The 15,454-nt window shown below is 69.5% G+C and carries 11 protein-coding genes; 4 read left to right on the plus strand and 7 right to left on the minus strand.

Annotated features, from left to right (window positions below):
- Nucleotides 1-96: 96 nt before the first annotated feature.
- The 4 genes from AX750_RS00610 to argH form a co-directional block, all read right to left on the minus strand.
- A complete protein-coding gene (locus AX750_RS00610) occupies nucleotides 97-2,832 on the minus strand; it encodes a TIGR02302 family protein (protein ID WP_066717128.1) in 2,736 nt (911 codons plus the stop codon).
- Nucleotides 2,833-2,973: 141 nt separating this feature from the next.
- On the minus strand, nucleotides 2,974-4,263 hold the full coding sequence (lysA, locus tag AX750_RS00615) for a diaminopimelate decarboxylase (RefSeq protein ID WP_066717131.1): 1,290 nt from the start codon (nucleotides 4,261-4,263) through the stop codon (nucleotides 2,974-2,976).
- Nucleotides 4,264-4,273: 10 nt separating this feature from the next.
- A complete protein-coding gene (locus tag AX750_RS00620; protein WP_066717133.1) occupies nucleotides 4,274-4,537 on the minus strand; it encodes a lipoprotein in 264 nt (87 codons plus the stop codon).
- Nucleotides 4,538-4,738: 201 nt separating this feature from the next.
- Entirely contained in the window at nucleotides 4,739-6,130 is a 1,392-nt protein-coding gene (argH, locus tag AX750_RS00625) for an argininosuccinate lyase (RefSeq protein WP_066717136.1), read from the minus strand.
- 28 nt (nucleotides 6,131-6,158) lie between these two features.
- Here argH and AX750_RS00630 point away from each other — a divergent pair, with 28 nt between their 5' ends.
- From AX750_RS00630 to AX750_RS00645, 4 genes are all read left to right on the plus strand, one after another.
- The gene (locus tag AX750_RS00630; RefSeq protein ID WP_066717138.1) at nucleotides 6,159-6,791 is read left to right on the plus strand and encodes a TlpA disulfide reductase family protein; all 633 of its coding nucleotides are present in this window, start codon (nucleotides 6,159-6,161) and stop codon (nucleotides 6,789-6,791) included.
- Between the two features lie 79 nt (nucleotides 6,792-6,870).
- On the plus strand, nucleotides 6,871-8,979 hold the full coding sequence (locus AX750_RS00635; RefSeq protein WP_066717141.1) for a DUF294 nucleotidyltransferase-like domain-containing protein: 2,109 nt from the start codon (nucleotides 6,871-6,873) through the stop codon (nucleotides 8,977-8,979).
- Nucleotides 8,980-9,125: 146 nt separating this feature from the next.
- Nucleotides 9,126-10,115 (plus strand): hypothetical protein, encoded by a 990-nt coding sequence (locus AX750_RS00640; RefSeq protein ID WP_068077881.1) that lies wholly within the window; start codon nucleotides 9,126-9,128, stop codon nucleotides 10,113-10,115.
- A gap of 66 nt (nucleotides 10,116-10,181) precedes the next feature.
- On the plus strand, nucleotides 10,182-11,912 hold the full coding sequence (locus AX750_RS00645) for a carbamoyltransferase C-terminal domain-containing protein (protein ID WP_066717146.1): 1,731 nt from the start codon (nucleotides 10,182-10,184) through the stop codon (nucleotides 11,910-11,912).
- A gap of 12 nt (nucleotides 11,913-11,924) precedes the next feature.
- Here the strand turns inward: AX750_RS00645 and AX750_RS00650 are convergent, their stop codons facing one another.
- The 3 genes from AX750_RS00650 to AX750_RS00660 form a co-directional block, all read right to left on the minus strand.
- On the minus strand, nucleotides 11,925-12,203 hold the full coding sequence (locus tag AX750_RS00650) for a DUF1902 domain-containing protein (protein WP_066717148.1): 279 nt from the start codon (nucleotides 12,201-12,203) through the stop codon (nucleotides 11,925-11,927).
- An 8-nt stretch (nucleotides 12,204-12,211) separates the two neighbouring features.
- Nucleotides 12,212-13,801 carry a phosphoglycerate dehydrogenase gene (serA, locus tag AX750_RS00655; RefSeq protein ID WP_066717155.1) on the minus strand — a complete coding sequence of 530 codons (1,590 nt, stop codon included), beginning with the start codon at nucleotides 13,799-13,801 and terminating at the stop codon, nucleotides 12,212-12,214.
- 222 nt (nucleotides 13,802-14,023) lie between these two features.
- The gene (locus AX750_RS00660) at nucleotides 14,024-15,202 is read right to left on the minus strand and encodes a phosphoserine transaminase (RefSeq protein ID WP_066717159.1); all 1,179 of its coding nucleotides are present in this window, start codon (nucleotides 15,200-15,202) and stop codon (nucleotides 14,024-14,026) included.
- Nucleotides 15,203-15,454: the final 252 nt, after the last annotated feature.

The following is a 15,454-nucleotide window of genomic DNA, read 5'->3' on the forward strand; positions in this document are numbered from 1 at the left end:
GCAGCGCAGCGCAACGGAGACCCGAGAATCTCATGACGAGAGGTGTCTGGTTTCCGAGATGGTCGGGTCAAGCCCGATCATGACGCTGCCTATTCCTCAATTCCGCCTGAGCAGCCGCTCCAGATAATCCAGCTCCTCCATCGGCCGCGACGGGTCGCCGAGGCGGCGGCGGAGTTCCTCGAGGATGCGGCGGGCGCGCTGGGTCGCGCTTTCGTCGGCGCCGGGCACGCGGACGCGGCCATCGGCCCAGTCGCGCTGGCGCTGCGGCCGGCCGAGCGGGTCCTCGCGGCCGCGCTGCTGGGCCGAGGGGCGGCCCGCCGGCTGGCCGTCGGGTTCGCCGAAGGCGCCTTCGCCCGGTTCGCCACCCTCGCCGGGCTGGCCCTGCATCTGCTGGGCGAGGTTCTGCGCGCCACGGCGCAGCGCCTCCAGCGCCCGCCCCTGCGCGTCGAGTGCGCCTTCGCCCTGGCCCTGGCCGAGCTGTTCGCCGGCCTCGCCCATGGCGCCCTCGGCCTCGCCGAGCTCGCCCTGCTGCGGCGCGCCCATACCGCGCATCCGGCGCTGCAGATCCTGCAGGCGCTCGCGCAATTGCTGCTGCCGCTGCGCGAGACTCTGCCCGCCTTGGCCCTGCTGCCCTTGCGCACCCTGCTGGCCTTCGCCCTCCTCGCCGTCCTCGCCCTGGTCGCCGGGCTGCTGGCCCGGCTGCTGGCCGCGCTGACCCTGCTGCCGCTGGCCCTGCTGGCCGGGCCGCGCCTGCTGCTGGCCGGGGCGCTGGCCGCGCTGGGCTCGGTTCTGGCGCTGCTGCTCCTGCTGGAAGGTCTCGTCGCGCAGGTTCTGCTGCTCGCGGGTCATCCGGTCGAGATCGGAGAGGGCCTGGTTCATCTCGCGCTGGCGCGGGTCCTGCTGGCCCGGACGCGCCATCTGGAGATTGTTCAGCATCTGGTTGAGCTGCTCCATCAGGCGCTGCGCCTCGGCCATGTCGCCGCGGCGGGAGAGCTCCTCGATGCGGTTGAGCATGTTCTGCAGGTCGCGCGGCGTCACCGTCCGGAAGTTTTCCGGCAGCTGCGACATCTGATTGGGGTCGGCGTTCTGCTGCTGGCGCTGCATCTGCTCGGCGAGCTGGCGCATGAACTGGTCCATGGCCCGGCGCAGATCGTCGGTGAGCTTCTTGATCTCGTCCTCGGAGGCGCCGCGCTCCAGCGCCTGCTGCAGGTTCTCCTGAGCCGCCCGCAAGGCACGCTCGGCATCGGAGAGGTCGCCATCCTCGAGCTGGAGGGCGAGCGCCCACATCAGCTCGGCGACTTCGCGGAGCTGGTCGTCGCTGCCGGCCCGGCGAAGGCGCTCGCCGATCAGGCGCATGCCGAGATAGACGCCCGTCTCCTTCATGAAGAGCTCGGGCTCGATCAGCAGCGCATCCATGGCAAGCTGGACCTTGCTGCGGTCGTCGACATTCATCACCAGCTTGCGGCGCTGCTCGACCAGGGCCTTGGCGAGCGGCTTGGCGAAGGTGCGCTGCGGCAGCACGACCTCGACCGCTTCGCTGCGGCCTTCCTGACCGGCCTCGTCGCGCGCGACCAGCGTCATGCGGACCTTCGCGCCGGCCCAGGGATGGGCGGAGAAGTCGACCGTGCTCTTCAGCTCCTCCTCGCCGGAGGGGGAGGAGGGCACGCTGAGCGCCTGCTTCGGCGCCTCGACCAGCGAGCGGCCTGAGGAGGGCGGGCCGGCGCGCTCGACCGTCGCCTCGACGGAGGCGAGGCCGTAATCGTCCTTCGCCTCATAGGTGATCGACAGCCCGCCAGGCTGCGCGCCGGTGACCGGCTTGGGCGGTTCGCGGAAGGCGATTTCCGGGGCGCGGTCGGGAATGGCGGTGATCGCGAGCGTGCCGCCCGGCGCACCGGAGCCGGTGAGACGCAGCGTGCCGTTGCCGGCGAGCGTGTAGCGCCGCTCGACGACGGCGGGTGCCTGGCCGGGAGCGGGCTTCGCCGCCGGGGCCGCCGTCGCTTTCGCGTCCGCAGCCTTGCCGTCCGCAGCCTTGCCTTCGCCGGGTTTCGGTTCGGCCAGGGCGTCGAGCCGGCCGGTCACGGCGACGTCCATCGCGGACTTGCCGGCGATGCGGACGACGATCGTCGATTTCTCGGGCGCGCTGATCGGTGCGTTCGCCAGTTTGGCGAAGTCGATCAGCATCGGCGGCAGGCGGGTATAGGCCGGCGGGTCGATCCAGGCGTCGATGCGGGTGGCGGGCGCCGGCAGCGAGGGGCCGCGCCAGTCGAAGGCGGCGCGCAGGCGCTGATCGCTCTCCGGGCCGGCGACGAAAAAGGCGGTGATGGCGGCGAGAACGGGCACGGCGCGCAGCGCGTGGCGGTCGCGATTGGCCATCCGCGGCTGCGGGGCGGCGACGCGCAGGCCCTCGATGCGCTGGCTCTGACGCTCGACATGCAGGGCCCAGAGCGCCTGCGAGACCGGGTCCTTCGCGCCGACGGCGAGGCTGTCCTCAAGCGCCGAGGCCGGACGGTGCCCGCCTTCGAGGGAGTGGTCGAGGCGGGTCAGCGCGTCGCGATGGGTCGGCAGCGCGAAGCGCGCGACATGCCAGAGGCTCGCCAGAAAGGCGGTGGCGAAGAGCGCGACACCGAGCGCGCGACCCTGCCAGGGCAGGATCGTCCAGAGACCGAACCAGGAGACGGCGAGGAAGGTGAGCAGGATGCCGAGGGGCAGCCAGAGGCGCGGCCAGAGCCGTTCCCATCCGAGCGCGAGCCGAGACGCCATGGCGAGGCGTGCCAGACGCTGCCGCACGCCCTCGATCCGAACCGGCGCCTCGCGGCGCTGCGCTTCCTTCATGCCGTCGCTCCGAGCCGCCCCCGAATGCCGCCGGGATCTCCCGCCCTCTCGCGGGTCAAGGTGACGACGCTAGCACGTGAATATGGCAAGGCCAGTGCGAAGACGTCGCGCCCGGCTCCGCTCCACGTTTCGTGAACGCGGTCAGGCGAGCCAGGGCGGTGCACGATCTGTGCCGAGGAGCTGCTCGAAGGTTTGGCGCGGCCGCGTCACGGCGAATTCGGCGCCCTTCACGAGAACCTCGGGCACGAGCAGGCGCTGGTTGTAGGTCGAGGCCATGCTGGCGCCATAGGCACCGGCGGTCATGAAGGCGATCAGGTCGCCCGGCTTCAGCGCCGGCAGCACGCGGCCGGTCGTGAAGGTGTCGCCCGATTCGCAGATCGGCCCGACGACGTCATAGGCGATGTCCGGCGTGCCGGGCTTCGGCTCCGCCACCGGCCAGATCTCGTGATAGGCCTCGTACATCGCCGGCCGCACGAGATCGTTCATCGCCGCGTCGACGACGAGGAACTGCTTGCTCGGGCGCGGATTGAGATGCAGCACCCGCGTCATCAGGATGCCGGCATTGCCGACGATCAGGCGGCCCGGCTCGAAGCCGAGCTCGACCTCTAGCCCCTTCGTGACGCGCGCGACCATATCGGCATAGGCCTCGATCAGGCCCGGGCCGTGGTCGAACTCCTTCGGGATGTCGTAGGGGATGCCGAGCCCGCCGCCGAGATCGAGCCGCTCGACGCGGTGGCCCTCGCCGCGCAATTCGCCGACCAGCGTGGCCATCTTGGCATAGGCCGCCTCGAAGGACTCCGTCTCGCGGATCTGGCTGCCGATATGCAGCGCCAGGCCCATCATCCGCACGCCCGGCAGGTTGGCGGCGCGGGCATAGAGCCGGCCGACCTCCTCGAAGGAGACGCCGAACTTGTTCTCCGACGAGCCCGTGGTGATCTTGGCGTGGCCGCCGGCGCCGATGTCGGGATTGACGCGGAACACCGCCTCCTGGCGCTTGCCGAGCTGGCTGGCGACGCGGGAGAGCAGGTCGAGCTCGCTCTCCGTCTCGATATTGACCTGGTAGATGCCGGCCTCGACCGCGAAGCGCAGCTCGCTCTCGCTCTTGCCGACGCCGGAGAAGACGAGCCGCTCCGGCGGGAAGCCGGCCGCGAGCGCCTTGCGGACCTCGCCCTCTGAGACCGTGTCGGCGCCGGCGCCGAGCGAAGCCAGCGTCTTTAGCACGCCGAGATTGCCGTTGGCCTTCATCGCGTAGAAGACATGCGCCTTGCCGTCGCCGGCGGCGCGGGTCATGGCCTCCGCATAGAGCCGATAATGCCGCTCGATCGTCGCCGAGGAATAGACATAGACCGGCGTGCCGACCTCATCGGCGATGCGGCGCAGATCGACATCCTCCGCGAAGAGGGCGCCGTCGCGATAGCTGAAATGGTGCATCGGGGGCGGCTCAGAGGATCGGGTCGAGGACGAAGGGCTTCTCAGGGACCGTGATGGCGCGGTTGGCCTTGGCCGGGCGGGCCAGGATCGAGGTCTCGCCGATGCCGCCGGTGTTGTTCTCGACCGCGCCGATCTGGGAATCCGGCAGGTCGATCGCGCCGGTGGCGTTCGGCGGCGGCTCGAGCGGGCCTTTGCGGCCGCAGGCTCCGAGCGCGAGAGCGAGCAGGCCCGCGACGAGGACGGCGCGGCCGAGTTTCAGGCGGGAGTGCAGCACGGAAGCGAACCCTTGGGCGAGGCGAGAACGGGACTGTAGCGAAGGATGGCGGCGGAGGCGAGGCTTTGGCGTGTTGAGCGTCATTCTCGAATGACGGTCCCATCCGTCATGGTCGGGCTTGTCCCGACCATCCACGTCTTCGCCTTGGGCTGGCGCTCAAGGCGTGGATGCTCGGCACAGGGCCGAGCATGACGGCAAGGATCACGCCTTTGTCGTCGCCAGCTTCTTCAGCCAGCGCCGCGCCTGGCGGCGGACATTGTTGGGCGCCGTGCCGCCATAGCTGGTGCGGCTCCTCACCGACTGGTCGACGCCGAGCACGGCGAAGACGGCCTCGGTGATCTGCGGCTCCACGGCCTGCATCTCCGCGAGGCTGAGCTTTTCCAGCCCGACCTTCTTCTCCGAGGCGATGCCGACGAGACGGCCGGTGACGTGGTGGGCGTCGCGGAAGGGCATCTTCAGCACGCGCACCAGCCAGTCGGCGAGGTCGGTCGCGGTGGCGTAGCCGAGGCCGGCGGCGCGCTTCATCACCTTCAGGTCGGGCTGCATGTCGCGCACCATGCCGGCCGTGGCGGCGAGGCAGAGCGAGAGCGTCTGCAGGGCGTCGAAGGTGCCTTCCTTGTCCTCCTGCATGTCCTTCGAATAGGTCAGCGGCAGGCCCTTCATCATCGTCAGCATCGCCTGCAGATGGCCGAAGACGCGCCCCGCCTTGCCGCGCACCAGCTCGGCGGCGTCGGGGTTGCGCTTCTGCGGCATGATGGAGGAGCCGGTCGAGAAGGCGTCGGAGAGGCGCACGAAGCCGAATTGCGGCGTCGCCCAGAGCACGATCTCCTCGGCCAGCCGCGAGAGATGCATGGCGCAGATCGAGGCCGCGGCGAGGGTCTCCAGCACGAAGTCGCGGTCGGAGACGGAGTCGAGCGAATTCGCCGTCGGCCGGTCGAAGCCGAGCGCCCTGGCGGTCATCTCGCGGTCGATCGGGAAGGAGGTGCCGGCGAGCGCGGCGGCGCCGAGCGGGGATTCGTTGAGGCGCCGGCGCGCATCGGCGACGCGGCCGCGGTCGCGCCCGAGCATCTCGACATAGGCCAGCAGATGGTGGCCGAAGGTCACCGGCTGGGCCGACTGGAGATGGGTGAAGCCCGGCATCACGGCGCCCGCATAGGTCTCGGCCTTCTGCGCCAGCGCGAGCTGGAGATCGGCCATCTGCTCGTCGAGCTGGTCGAGCGTGTCGCGCACCCACAGCTTCATGTCGGTGGCGACCTGGTCGTTGCGCGAGCGGCCGGTGTGGAGCCGGCCGGCGGCGGCGCCGATCCGGTCCTTCAGGTTGCTCTCGACGTTCATGTGGACGTCCTCGAGCGCACGCGAGAACGTGAAGCTCCCGGCCTCGATATCGGCCTCGACCTGCTTGAGCCCGGCGTCGATCGCGGCCACATCCTCCTGCGTCAGGATGCCCGTCTCGCCGAGCATCGCGGCATGGGCGCGCGAACCGCGGATGTCCTGGCGCCAGAGGCGCTGGTCGAAATCGATGGAGGCGTTGATCTCCTCCATGATGGCGTCGGGACCCGTGGCGAAACGCCCACCCCACATGCGATTGCTCACGACGGTCTTTCCTGATTTGAGGACGCCGATGACGTCACGATCGAAATGGTTCGCAGCCGGAGGGGCGCTTCTGCTCGTCGCGCTCGCCGGCGGTGCGGCCTTCTACTCCGTCGCGGGCGATGCCGGCAATTCCGCTTCTTGCAGGGCCGCCCGGCCCCTTGCCGCCGCGATGGCGCCGCTGGCGCGCGGCGAGGTCGCGGCGGTTCAGGTTCATGCTTCCCCCATGCCGACGCCCGACCTTGCCTTCAACGGTCCGGACGGGGCGCCGACGACGCTCTCGGCCTTTCGTGGCAAGGTGGTTCTCGTCAATCTCTGGGCGACCTGGTGCCCGCCCTGCCTGAAGGAGATGCCTTCGCTCGACGCGCTCCAGACGGCGCTCGGCGGCCCGGATTTCGCGGTCGTGGCGATCAATATCGACACGCGCAACCTCGACAAGCCGAAGGCCTGGCTCGCCCAGCGCGAGATCAAGGCGCTGACCTATTACGCCGATCCGCAGGCGCGGGTGTTCCAGGAGCTGCGGGCGGCGCGCAAGGTCGACGGCATGCCGGTCAGCCTGATCGTCGACCGCGACGGCTGCGAGCTCGCGATCCTGCCGGGCCCCGCCGACTGGGCGAGCGCCGATGCCAAGGCGCTGATCGGCGCGGCGCTGAAGCGCCCCTGAGGCGCCGACCTCGCCTGACATCTGGTCAGACGACGGGAGCTGACGTTAGGTTGCTGCGCAGACGCGCGGAGACAACCGCATGCCGAACCTGCTCCAGGCCACCCCGCTCTTCGCCGTGCGCGGCGTCGCCCTCGACGCCGAGACCACGGGGCTCGATGTCAAACGCGCCCGGATGATCGAATTCGCGGCCGTCCATCTCGATGGCGGGCGGCTCGACCGCGCCAACGCCTTCCAGAGCCTGATCGCCTGCGATGTCGAGATCCCCGCCGCGTCGCGCGCCGTCCATGGGCTCGACCGGGAGGCCCTGCGCGGCGCACCGGCCTTCGAGGTGCTTTATCCCGGCATCACCGCCTTCCTTAACGAGCGGGTGGTGATCGGCCACACCATCGGCTTCGACATCGCCATGCTGACCAAGGAGGCGGAGCGGATCGGGCAGCGCTTCGTGCAGCCGCTCGCGCTCGACATCCGCCTGCTGGCGCAGCTCGCCGAGCCGGGCCTGCCTTCCTATTCGTTGGAGGCGCTCGGCGCCTGGCTCGAGATTGCGCCGCAAGAGCGCCACCGGGCGCTCGGCGATGCGATGGCGGCGGGGCTCGTCTTCCTCGCGCTCGCGCCGCGCCTGCGCGAACGCGGCATCCGCACCGTGGGCGAAGCCGTCGCAGCCAGCCGCCGCATCACCGATGCGATGGCGGGCGCGGCCCCGCCGGCCTGGGAGCTGCGCGCGCCCGCCCGCGACGGCGATCCGCTGCCCAAGCTCGACTCCTATCCCTATCGCCATCGCGTCCGCGAGGTGATGCGGGCCGATCCCGTGATCCTGCCGGAGGCGACGGCGGTCGCCGAGGCGCTGGCCGCGATGACCGGCCGGGGCGTCAGCTCGGTCTTCCTCGGCGCGAGCGAGGCCCATCCGGCGACCACCGCCATCCTGACCGAGCGCGACCTGCTGCGGGCCCTCGGCCGGCACGGCGCCGAGGCGCTGGCGCTGCCGGCCGGCCGCTTCGCCTCGCGGCCGGTGGTGGCGGTCCCGGCCGACGCCTTTCTCTACCGTGCGATCGGGCGGATGAGCGCCCGCAACATCCGCCATCTCGCCGTGACCGACGACGAGGACCGGATCGTCGGGGTGGTGACGCCGCTCAAGCTGCTGCAGCTGCGCGCGGGCACGGCGGTGGCGCTGGGCGACGACATCGACGCCGCCCCCGATGCGCCCGCGCTCGGGCAGATCTGGTCGCGCCTGCCGCTGATGGCGCGCGCGCTGCTGGCCGAGGATGTGCCGGCCCGCCTGATCGCGGCGGTGATCGCGCGCGAGGTCGGCGCGCTGACGCGGCGTGCCGCCATCCTGGCCGAGGCTGAGCTCGTGGCCGAGGGCGCCGGGCCGGCGCCTTGCGCTCATGCGGTGCTCGTCCTCGGCTCGGCCGGGCGCGGCGAGAGCCTGCTGGCGATGGACCAGGACAATGCGCTCGTCTTCGCTGAGGGGGAGCCGGAGGGCGAGGCCGACCGCTGGTTCGCGCGGCTCGGCCGGCGCATGGCGGCGATCCTCGACGAGGTCGGCGTGCCGCTCTGCAAGGGCGGGGTGATGGCGTCCGAGCCCGCCTTTCGCGGCTCGCTCGCGACCTGGCGCCAGCGCATCGCGCAATGGCTCGGCCGCTCCAGCCCCGAGGACCTGCTCAGCGTCGACATCGTCTTCGACTTCAAGGCCGTGCATGGCGACAAGGCGATGGCGGAGCGTCTCTGGCGCGATGCCTGGGCTGCGGCCAGGGGGCAGATCCCCTTCCTCAAGCTGCTGGCGGAGAATGCCGGCCAGCCGGCGGCGGGGCTGACCCTTTTCGGGGGCTTGCGCACCGAGGATGACGGCCGCATCGATCTGAAGCGGACGGGGCTGAAGGACATCGTCACCACGGCGCGGCTGCTGGCGCTGCATCACGGCCTACCGCGCCACGCGACGCAGGCGCGGCTCGAGGCGGTGGCGGAACTGGGGAGCGGCGGTGCGAGCGATCTTGCCGAGATCGACCGCGACCATGCGCTGCTGCTCGACTGCATCCTGAGCCAGCAACTGGCCGACATCGCGGAGGGCCTGAGCCCGTCCAACCGGGTTGCGCCCGGCACGATCGGCAAGGCCCGCGCGGGGGACCTCAAGCGCGCGCTCGGGCGGCTCTCGATCCTCGACGATCTGCGCCGCGACCAGCTCTCGGGGTGATCGCCGGTGCCGCGGCGGTCCTGGACATCAAGCTCGCGTTGCAGGGACGGCCGGTCAAGCTGCCATAATTGGCTTCTAGCCAGCAGGATCCACTCGCCCGATCGCACAGCGGCGCCCTGCGCCCTGCGCCCCCGAAAGGCATGTCCATGATCCCATCCCCCAGGTTTTCCTCCCTTGCCCGGGTTTTCTCCTGCGTCGCCGCCGCTCTGCTGGGGCTGCTTCCGGCGCAGCCCGGCCTCGCGCAGGAGCGCCTCACCATTCCTGGAACCAGCGTCAACCTCGAGCCGATCAAGGGATTCGTGCCCTCTTCGCGCTTTGCCGGGCTGGAGAATCCGGAACTGCAAGCCTCGGTCGTGATTGTCGAGATGCCGGCCATCGCCCATCCCGAAGTGGCGAAGCTGTTTGCCGATCTCGACACCGCCAAAACCAATTTCGCCAAGCAGAACGTTGCCATCGTGGCGCTCGACACGCTCAAGGGGCGTGCCGGCGACGTCGTTCCCCTTGCCTCGGGCACGCAGACCATGGGCACGGCGCGCTTCGACAAATGGATCGCCCTGCTCAAGGGCGACCGAACCGTGCTGCTGACGGTCCAGGCCCCGACGACGACGAAGCTGCGGGCGCAGGATGTCCGCGCGATGGTGACGTCGGTCTCGCTCGGGGCCGAGCCGACACTTGAGCAGAAGCTCGAAGCGCTCCCCTTCCGCATCCGCGCCAGCGAGCCGTTCCGCGTCGTCGACACCTTCGGCGGGCTCGGCGTTCTGATGACCGCCGGCGCCCTCAATGTCGATCCCAAGAGCGAACAGCCGATGCTGATCGCGACCTACCAGACCAGCGGCCAGATCGCATCAAATCAGCTCGGCGAGGCTGCTGAAAAACTGCTCAAGACGACCCGCCATTTCGAGAGCGCCACGGTGACCCGCCGCGACCAGGTCCGCTTCGCGGGGGCTGATGGCGTGCTGATCAGTGGCACGCATGACATCGACGGCGTCCGCAAGCGCTTCGTCCAGTATATGGCGATCGGCCCCCAGGCACGGTTCCTTCGTCTGATCGCCACGGCCGACGCGGGTCGCTTCGATACGCTGGAGCCTGCCATCAGAATGATCGTCGACAGCGTTGCCTTCGCCGACAAGCCGTAGCGACGGCCGCCTGCGTGCGGCAGAGGCGTTTGCCTCCCGCACGCTCCTGCAGCATATCCTCCCGGCATGACCTACACGATCGGCCTCGCCACCACCTTCCACGACCCCGCCATCGCGATCATTGGCCCCGACGGCGAGGTCCTCTTCGCCGAGGCGACCGAGCGCTATCTCCAGTTCAAACGCGCGCCGAACTGCGAGCCCGATACGGCGCCGCGGATGGAATCGCTGTTGAAGCGCTACATTCCCGCCGATGCCGAGGTCGCGATCGCGACCAGCTGGGGCGAAGACTTCACCGGCTTCCTCGACCAGATGAGCCGCGCCGGCTCCTTCACGCTCGACGCGCTGCTCAAGCTCTCGCCGGAGCTGAACCGCTCGCTCGTGCCCGAGCGGACCGAGCGCGCGCTGATCGCCTCGCTGCATCAGGGCCAGCAGCGCGCCGGCATCGGCACGCTGCTCGGGCTCGACCGCGCCTTCGGCAAGGCCAACGTCACCGGGCTCACGCGCTTCGGCCACCATCTCAGCCACGCGGCCTATGCCTGCTGGTCCTCGCCCTTCACGGACGCCGCCTGCCTCGTCGTCGACGGCATGGGCGAGACCGGGGCTTCCGCCATCTTCGCGCTGGAGGGTGGGCGCATCCGCGAGGTCAAGCGCCATCGCGGGCGCGAATCGATCGGCTTCTATTTCGGCCTCGTCACCGATCTCGCCGGCTTCGACCAGGCCAAGGGCGAGGAGTGGAAGATCATGGGGCTCGCGCCCTATGGAAAGACCGACGAGCGGCTGATGGCGCTGCTGCGCCGGCTCTATACGATCGAGGGTCACAAGCTCTCCTTCGCCAAGGCCGATGTCGTGCAGGCGGTGGCGGTGGAGATCCTATCCTTACGGCCGGCGGATGCGCTCGACAGCGGCTGGGCCGATCTTGCGCGCTGCGGGCAGGATGTCTTCGCGGAGATGATGGAGGCGCTGCTCGGCGAGACGGCGGCGCTGGTGCCGTCGCCCAACCTCGTGCTGGCCGGGGGCTGCGCGCTCAACTCCTCCTTCAACGGGAAGATCGCCGGGCGCCACGGCTTCGCCGAGGTCTTCGTGCCCTCGGCACCGGCCGATGACGGCAATGCGATCGGCGCCGCCTGGCTCAGCCACGCGCAGCGCAATCCGGACTGGCGCGCACTGAGGGGGCCGCTCTCGCCCTATCTCGGCTCGACCGTCTCGACCGAGCCCTTCGAGCGGATGCAGGCCTGGGAGAAGCGGCTGCGCAAGCTCGCGCCGGAGGAGGTCGCGCCGGTGACGGCGAAGCTCCTCACCGAAGGAAAGCTGATCGGCTGGGTGCAGGGGCGGGCCGAGTTCGGTCCGCGCGCGCTCGGCAACCGCTCGATCATCGCCGATCCGCGCCCGGCCGATGCCAAGGACATCCTCAACGCCAAGGTGAAGTACCGCGAAGCCTTCCGGCCCTTCGCGCCCTCGATCCTGGCCGAGCATGCGCCCGACTGGTTCGAGAACTACCAGGACGCGCCCTATATGGAGCGCACGCTCACCTGGAAGGAGGCGGTGCGCGCCCGCGTCCCGGCCGTGGTGCATGAGGACGCGACCGGGCGGCTGCAAAGCGTCACCGCGGCGCGCAACCCGCGCTATCACGCGTTGATCTCGGCCTTCCATGACCTCACCGGCGTGCCGGTGATCCTCAACACCTCCTTCAACATCATGGGCAAGCCGATCCTCCACACGGCGGAGGACGCGATCCTGATGTTCTACACCAGCGGGCTCGACGCGCTGGTGATCGAGGACTGGCTGCTGGTGAAGTAGCGGCGCGCGCCTTCAGCGCGGCGGCAGCTCGCAGCAGCCGGAGGCCAGTTCGTCGCAGATCTCGAGCTCGATCGGGCAGTCGCCCTCGCGCTCGAGCAGATCGGCGACGAGACCCTTCAGCCGCTCGCGCAGTGCCTCGAGCGTCGGCGCCTCGGTGACGATGCCGCTCTCGTCGGTGGCGACCGCATACCAGGCGCCGTCCTGCCCGTCGCGACGGACCTCGAATTTCAGCGGCTCCAGGGCCGCGCCCCTGCGGGCGGCGACCCTGATGCCAAAGCTCGGAAAACCCATGCCGTCTCTTAGAACTTCAGGCGCCGCGCGCGCTTGACCATCGGGATCTCGTGGATCTTGTCGAGGAGCTCGTCCGAGATCGCCTCGTCCACCGCGACATAGCAGATCGCGTCGCCGCCGGGCTTGTCGCGGCCGAGCGAGAAGGTCGCGACATTGACGCCGGCCGCGCCCAGCAGCGAGCCGAACTGGCCGATGAAGCCCGCCTTGTCGGCGTTGCGGACATAGAGCATGTGCGGCGCGAATTCGGCATCGACCTGGATGTCGCGGATCTCGACGATGCGCGGCTTGCCGTCCTGGAACACCGTGCCGGCGGCGTGGCGCGGCATGTCCTCGGCCTCGACCACGATCTTGATCCGGCTTTCGAGATTGCCGGCGACCTCGCGGGTCAGCTCCTCGACGACGATGCCCTTCTCCTTCGCCACCATGGCGGAGTTGACCATGTTGATCTCGGGCAGGAAGGGCCGGAGCACGCCGGTGATGGCGGCAGCCGAGATCGCCTTCAGGTTCAGGCTCGCGACCGCGCCCTCGTATTCGATGCGGATGCCCTTGACCGGCGCTTCGGTGAGCTGGCCGAGGAAGGAGCCGAGCTTCTCGGCGAGATCGACGAAGGGCTTCACCCGCGGCGCCTCTTCCGCCGTGATCGAGGGGAAGTTCACCGCGTTGGTGATGGCGCCCTTCAGCAGATAGTCGCTCATCTGCTCGGCGACCTGAAGGGCGACATTCTCCTGCGCCTCATTGGTGGCGGCGCCGAGATGCGGCGTGCAGACGACGTTGTCCAGGCCGAAGAGCGGGTTCGACTCGGCGGGCTCGACCGAGAACACGTCGAAGGCCGCACCCGCGACATGGCCGGACTTCAGGAGGTCGGCCAGCGCCGCCTCGTCGACGAGCCCGCCGCGGGCGCAGTTGATGATGCGCACGCCCTTCTTCGTCTTCGCCAGCGCCTCGGCCGAGAGGATGTTCTTCGTCATCGCCGTCATCGGCACATGCAGCGTGATGAAATCGGCGCGCTTGAGCAGATCCTCGAGCTCGACCTTCTCGACGCCGAGCGCGACCGCGCGTTCGGGCGAGAGATAGGGGTCATAGGCGATGACGCGCATCTTCAGGCCGACGGCGCGGTCGGCGACGATCGAGCCGATATTGCCGGCGCCGATCAGCCCGAGCGTCTTGCCCGTGATCTCGACGCCCATGAAGCGGTTCTTCTCCCATTTTCCCGCCTGGGTGGAGAGATCCGCCGCCGGGATCTGCCGGGCGAGCGCGAACATCATCGCGATCGCATGCTCGGCGGTGGTGATCGAGTTGCCGAATGGCGTGTTCATCACGATCACGCCGCGCGCGGTCGCGGCGGGGATCTCGACATTGTCGACGCCGATGCCGGCGCGGCCGATCACCTTCAGCTTCGTCGCAGCCTCCAGAAGCTTGGCGGTGGCCTTGGTCGCCGAGCGGATGGCGAGGCCGTCATACTCGCCAATGATCGCGGCGAGCCTGTCCTTGTCCTTGCCGAGACCCGGATCGAACGTCACGTCGATGCCGCGATCCTTGAAGATCTGCACGGCGGCGGGGGAGAGGGCGTCGGAAATCAGAACCTTGGGCGCTGTCATGGGAAGGGCTTTCGGCTGGCGCGGCGCGTCGGCGCTCTGCGCGGAGATGACGGGATGGACGTTTGCCGTCATTCCGGGGCCGAGCGCAGCGAGGAACCCGGAACCCAGAAACGAAGGGGGATCAGAAAAGGTTGAACGGTCGCGGCGAACGCCGCCGCGCATCGGTTCTGGGTTCCGGGCTCGCGGGCTCTTGCCCGCGCCCCGGAATGACGAGCGGCGCGCTTACGCCGCCTTCTGGCCCAACCCGGCCTTCGCCTCCGCGAAGGCATAGGCCACCCACGGCAGCAGCGCCTTGAGATCGCGCGACTGGACGGTCGCGCCGCACCAGATGCGCAGGCCCGGGGGGGCGTCGCGGTAGTGGCCGAGGTCGTAGCCGGCGCCGGCCTTCTCGATGATCGAGACGACCTGCTTGGCGAAGGCGGCCTGCGCGTCCGGAGCCAGCGCGGTCACGGCCGGGTCGGTGAAGGTCAGGCACACGCTCGTGTTCGAGCGCGTCTTCGGCTTCACCGCGAGGAAGTCGATCCAGTCGTTCTCGCGCACGAATTTCGCGATGACGCGCAGGTTCCCGTCGGCGCGCTTCACCAGCCCGTCGAGCCCGCCGACCTTCTTGGCCCAGTGCAGCGCATCGAGATAATCCTCGACCGCGAGCATGGAGGGGGTGTTGATCGTTTCGCCCTGGAAAATCCCCTCGATCAGCTTGCCGCCCGAGGTCATGCGGAAGATCTTCGGCAGCGGCCAGGCCGGCTTGTAGGTCACCAGCCGCTCGACCGCGCGCGGCGAGAGGATGATCATGCCATGGGCCGCCTCGCCGCCCAGCACCTTCTGCCAGGAGAAGGTGGTGACATCGAGCTTGGGCCAGTCGAGGCGCTGGGCGAAGGCCGCCGAGGTCGCGTCGCAGATCGTCAGCCCCTCGCGGTCATCGGCGATCCAGCTCGCATCCGGCACGCGCACGCCGGAGGTCGTGCCGTTCCAGGTGAAGACGACGTCGCGATTCTTCGTGTCGACCTTCTTCAGATTCGGCAGCTCGCCATAGGGCGCCTCGAAGGTGCGGACATCCGCCAGCTTGAGCTGCTTGACGACATCGGTGACCCAGCCGGCGCCAAAACTCTCCCAGGAGACCATGTCGACGCCGCGCGCCCCGAGCAGCGACCACATCGCCATCTCGACGGCGCCGGTGTCGGAAGCGGGCACGATGCCGATGCGGTATTCGGCCGGCACCTGCAGCACCTCGCGCGTCAGGTCGATCGCGAGTTTGAGCTTGTCCTTGCCGATCTTGGCGCGGTGCGAGCGGCCGAGCGCGGCGTCACCGAGGGATTTGAGGTTCCAGCCGGGGCGCTTGGCGCAGGGGCCGGACGAGAAATGCGGCACGCGCGGACGCGCGGCCGGAGCCTGGTTCACCATCGATGTCTCCATCCTTGCAGATGGGCGCGCCGCGTTGGGGCGGCGTGTCCCGTCGATGGGGGTAAGGGCGGAGGGGCCGGGGAGTCAAGCGGTGGGGGGTGAGGCATCGCTGTCATAGCTAGTGCCAAGCTGCATGGAGCCAGACTAATTGTGTGCATAAGTCCTAACTACCAATATTGTACTATGTGAGTTACAAATCTTAGAGCCCGTCCCGAAAGGGTTGAGCGACTGGGGCACTCGTGATTCCAAGGG

This window comes from Methylobacterium sp. CCH7-A2, from assembly GCF_001557075.1.
In the GTDB taxonomy this organism is placed as follows: domain Bacteria; phylum Pseudomonadota; class Alphaproteobacteria; order Rhizobiales; family Beijerinckiaceae; genus Allobosea; species Allobosea massiliensis.

Bases quoted from the DNA above. Each gene is read 5' to 3' on its own strand.
- lysA (WP_066717131.1), bottom strand. From the start codon at position 4,263: ATGCACCATTTCAGCTATCGCGACGGCGCCCTCTTCGCGGAGGATGTC.
- serA (WP_066717155.1), bottom strand. From the start codon at position 13,801: ATGACAGCGCCCAAGGTTCTGATTTCCGACGCCCTCTCCCCCGCCGCC.
- AX750_RS00645 (WP_066717146.1), top strand. From the start codon at position 10,182: ATGACCTACACGATCGGCCTCGCCACCACCTTCCACGACCCCGCCATC.
- AX750_RS00650 (WP_066717148.1), bottom strand. From the start codon at position 12,203: ATGGGTTTTCCGAGCTTTGGCATCAGGGTCGCCGCCCGCAGGGGCGCG.
- AX750_RS00640 (WP_068077881.1), top strand. From the start codon at position 9,126: ATGATCCCATCCCCCAGGTTTTCCTCCCTTGCCCGGGTTTTCTCCTGC.
- AX750_RS00630 (WP_066717138.1), top strand. From the start codon at position 6,159: ATGACGTCACGATCGAAATGGTTCGCAGCCGGAGGGGCGCTTCTGCTC.
- AX750_RS00635 (WP_066717141.1), top strand. From the start codon at position 6,871: ATGCCGAACCTGCTCCAGGCCACCCCGCTCTTCGCCGTGCGCGGCGTC.
- AX750_RS00610 (WP_066717128.1), bottom strand. From the start codon at position 2,832: ATGAAGGAAGCGCAGCGCCGCGAGGCGCCGGTTCGGATCGAGGGCGTG.
- AX750_RS00660 (WP_066717159.1), bottom strand. From the start codon at position 15,202: ATGGTGAACCAGGCTCCGGCCGCGCGTCCGCGCGTGCCGCATTTCTCG.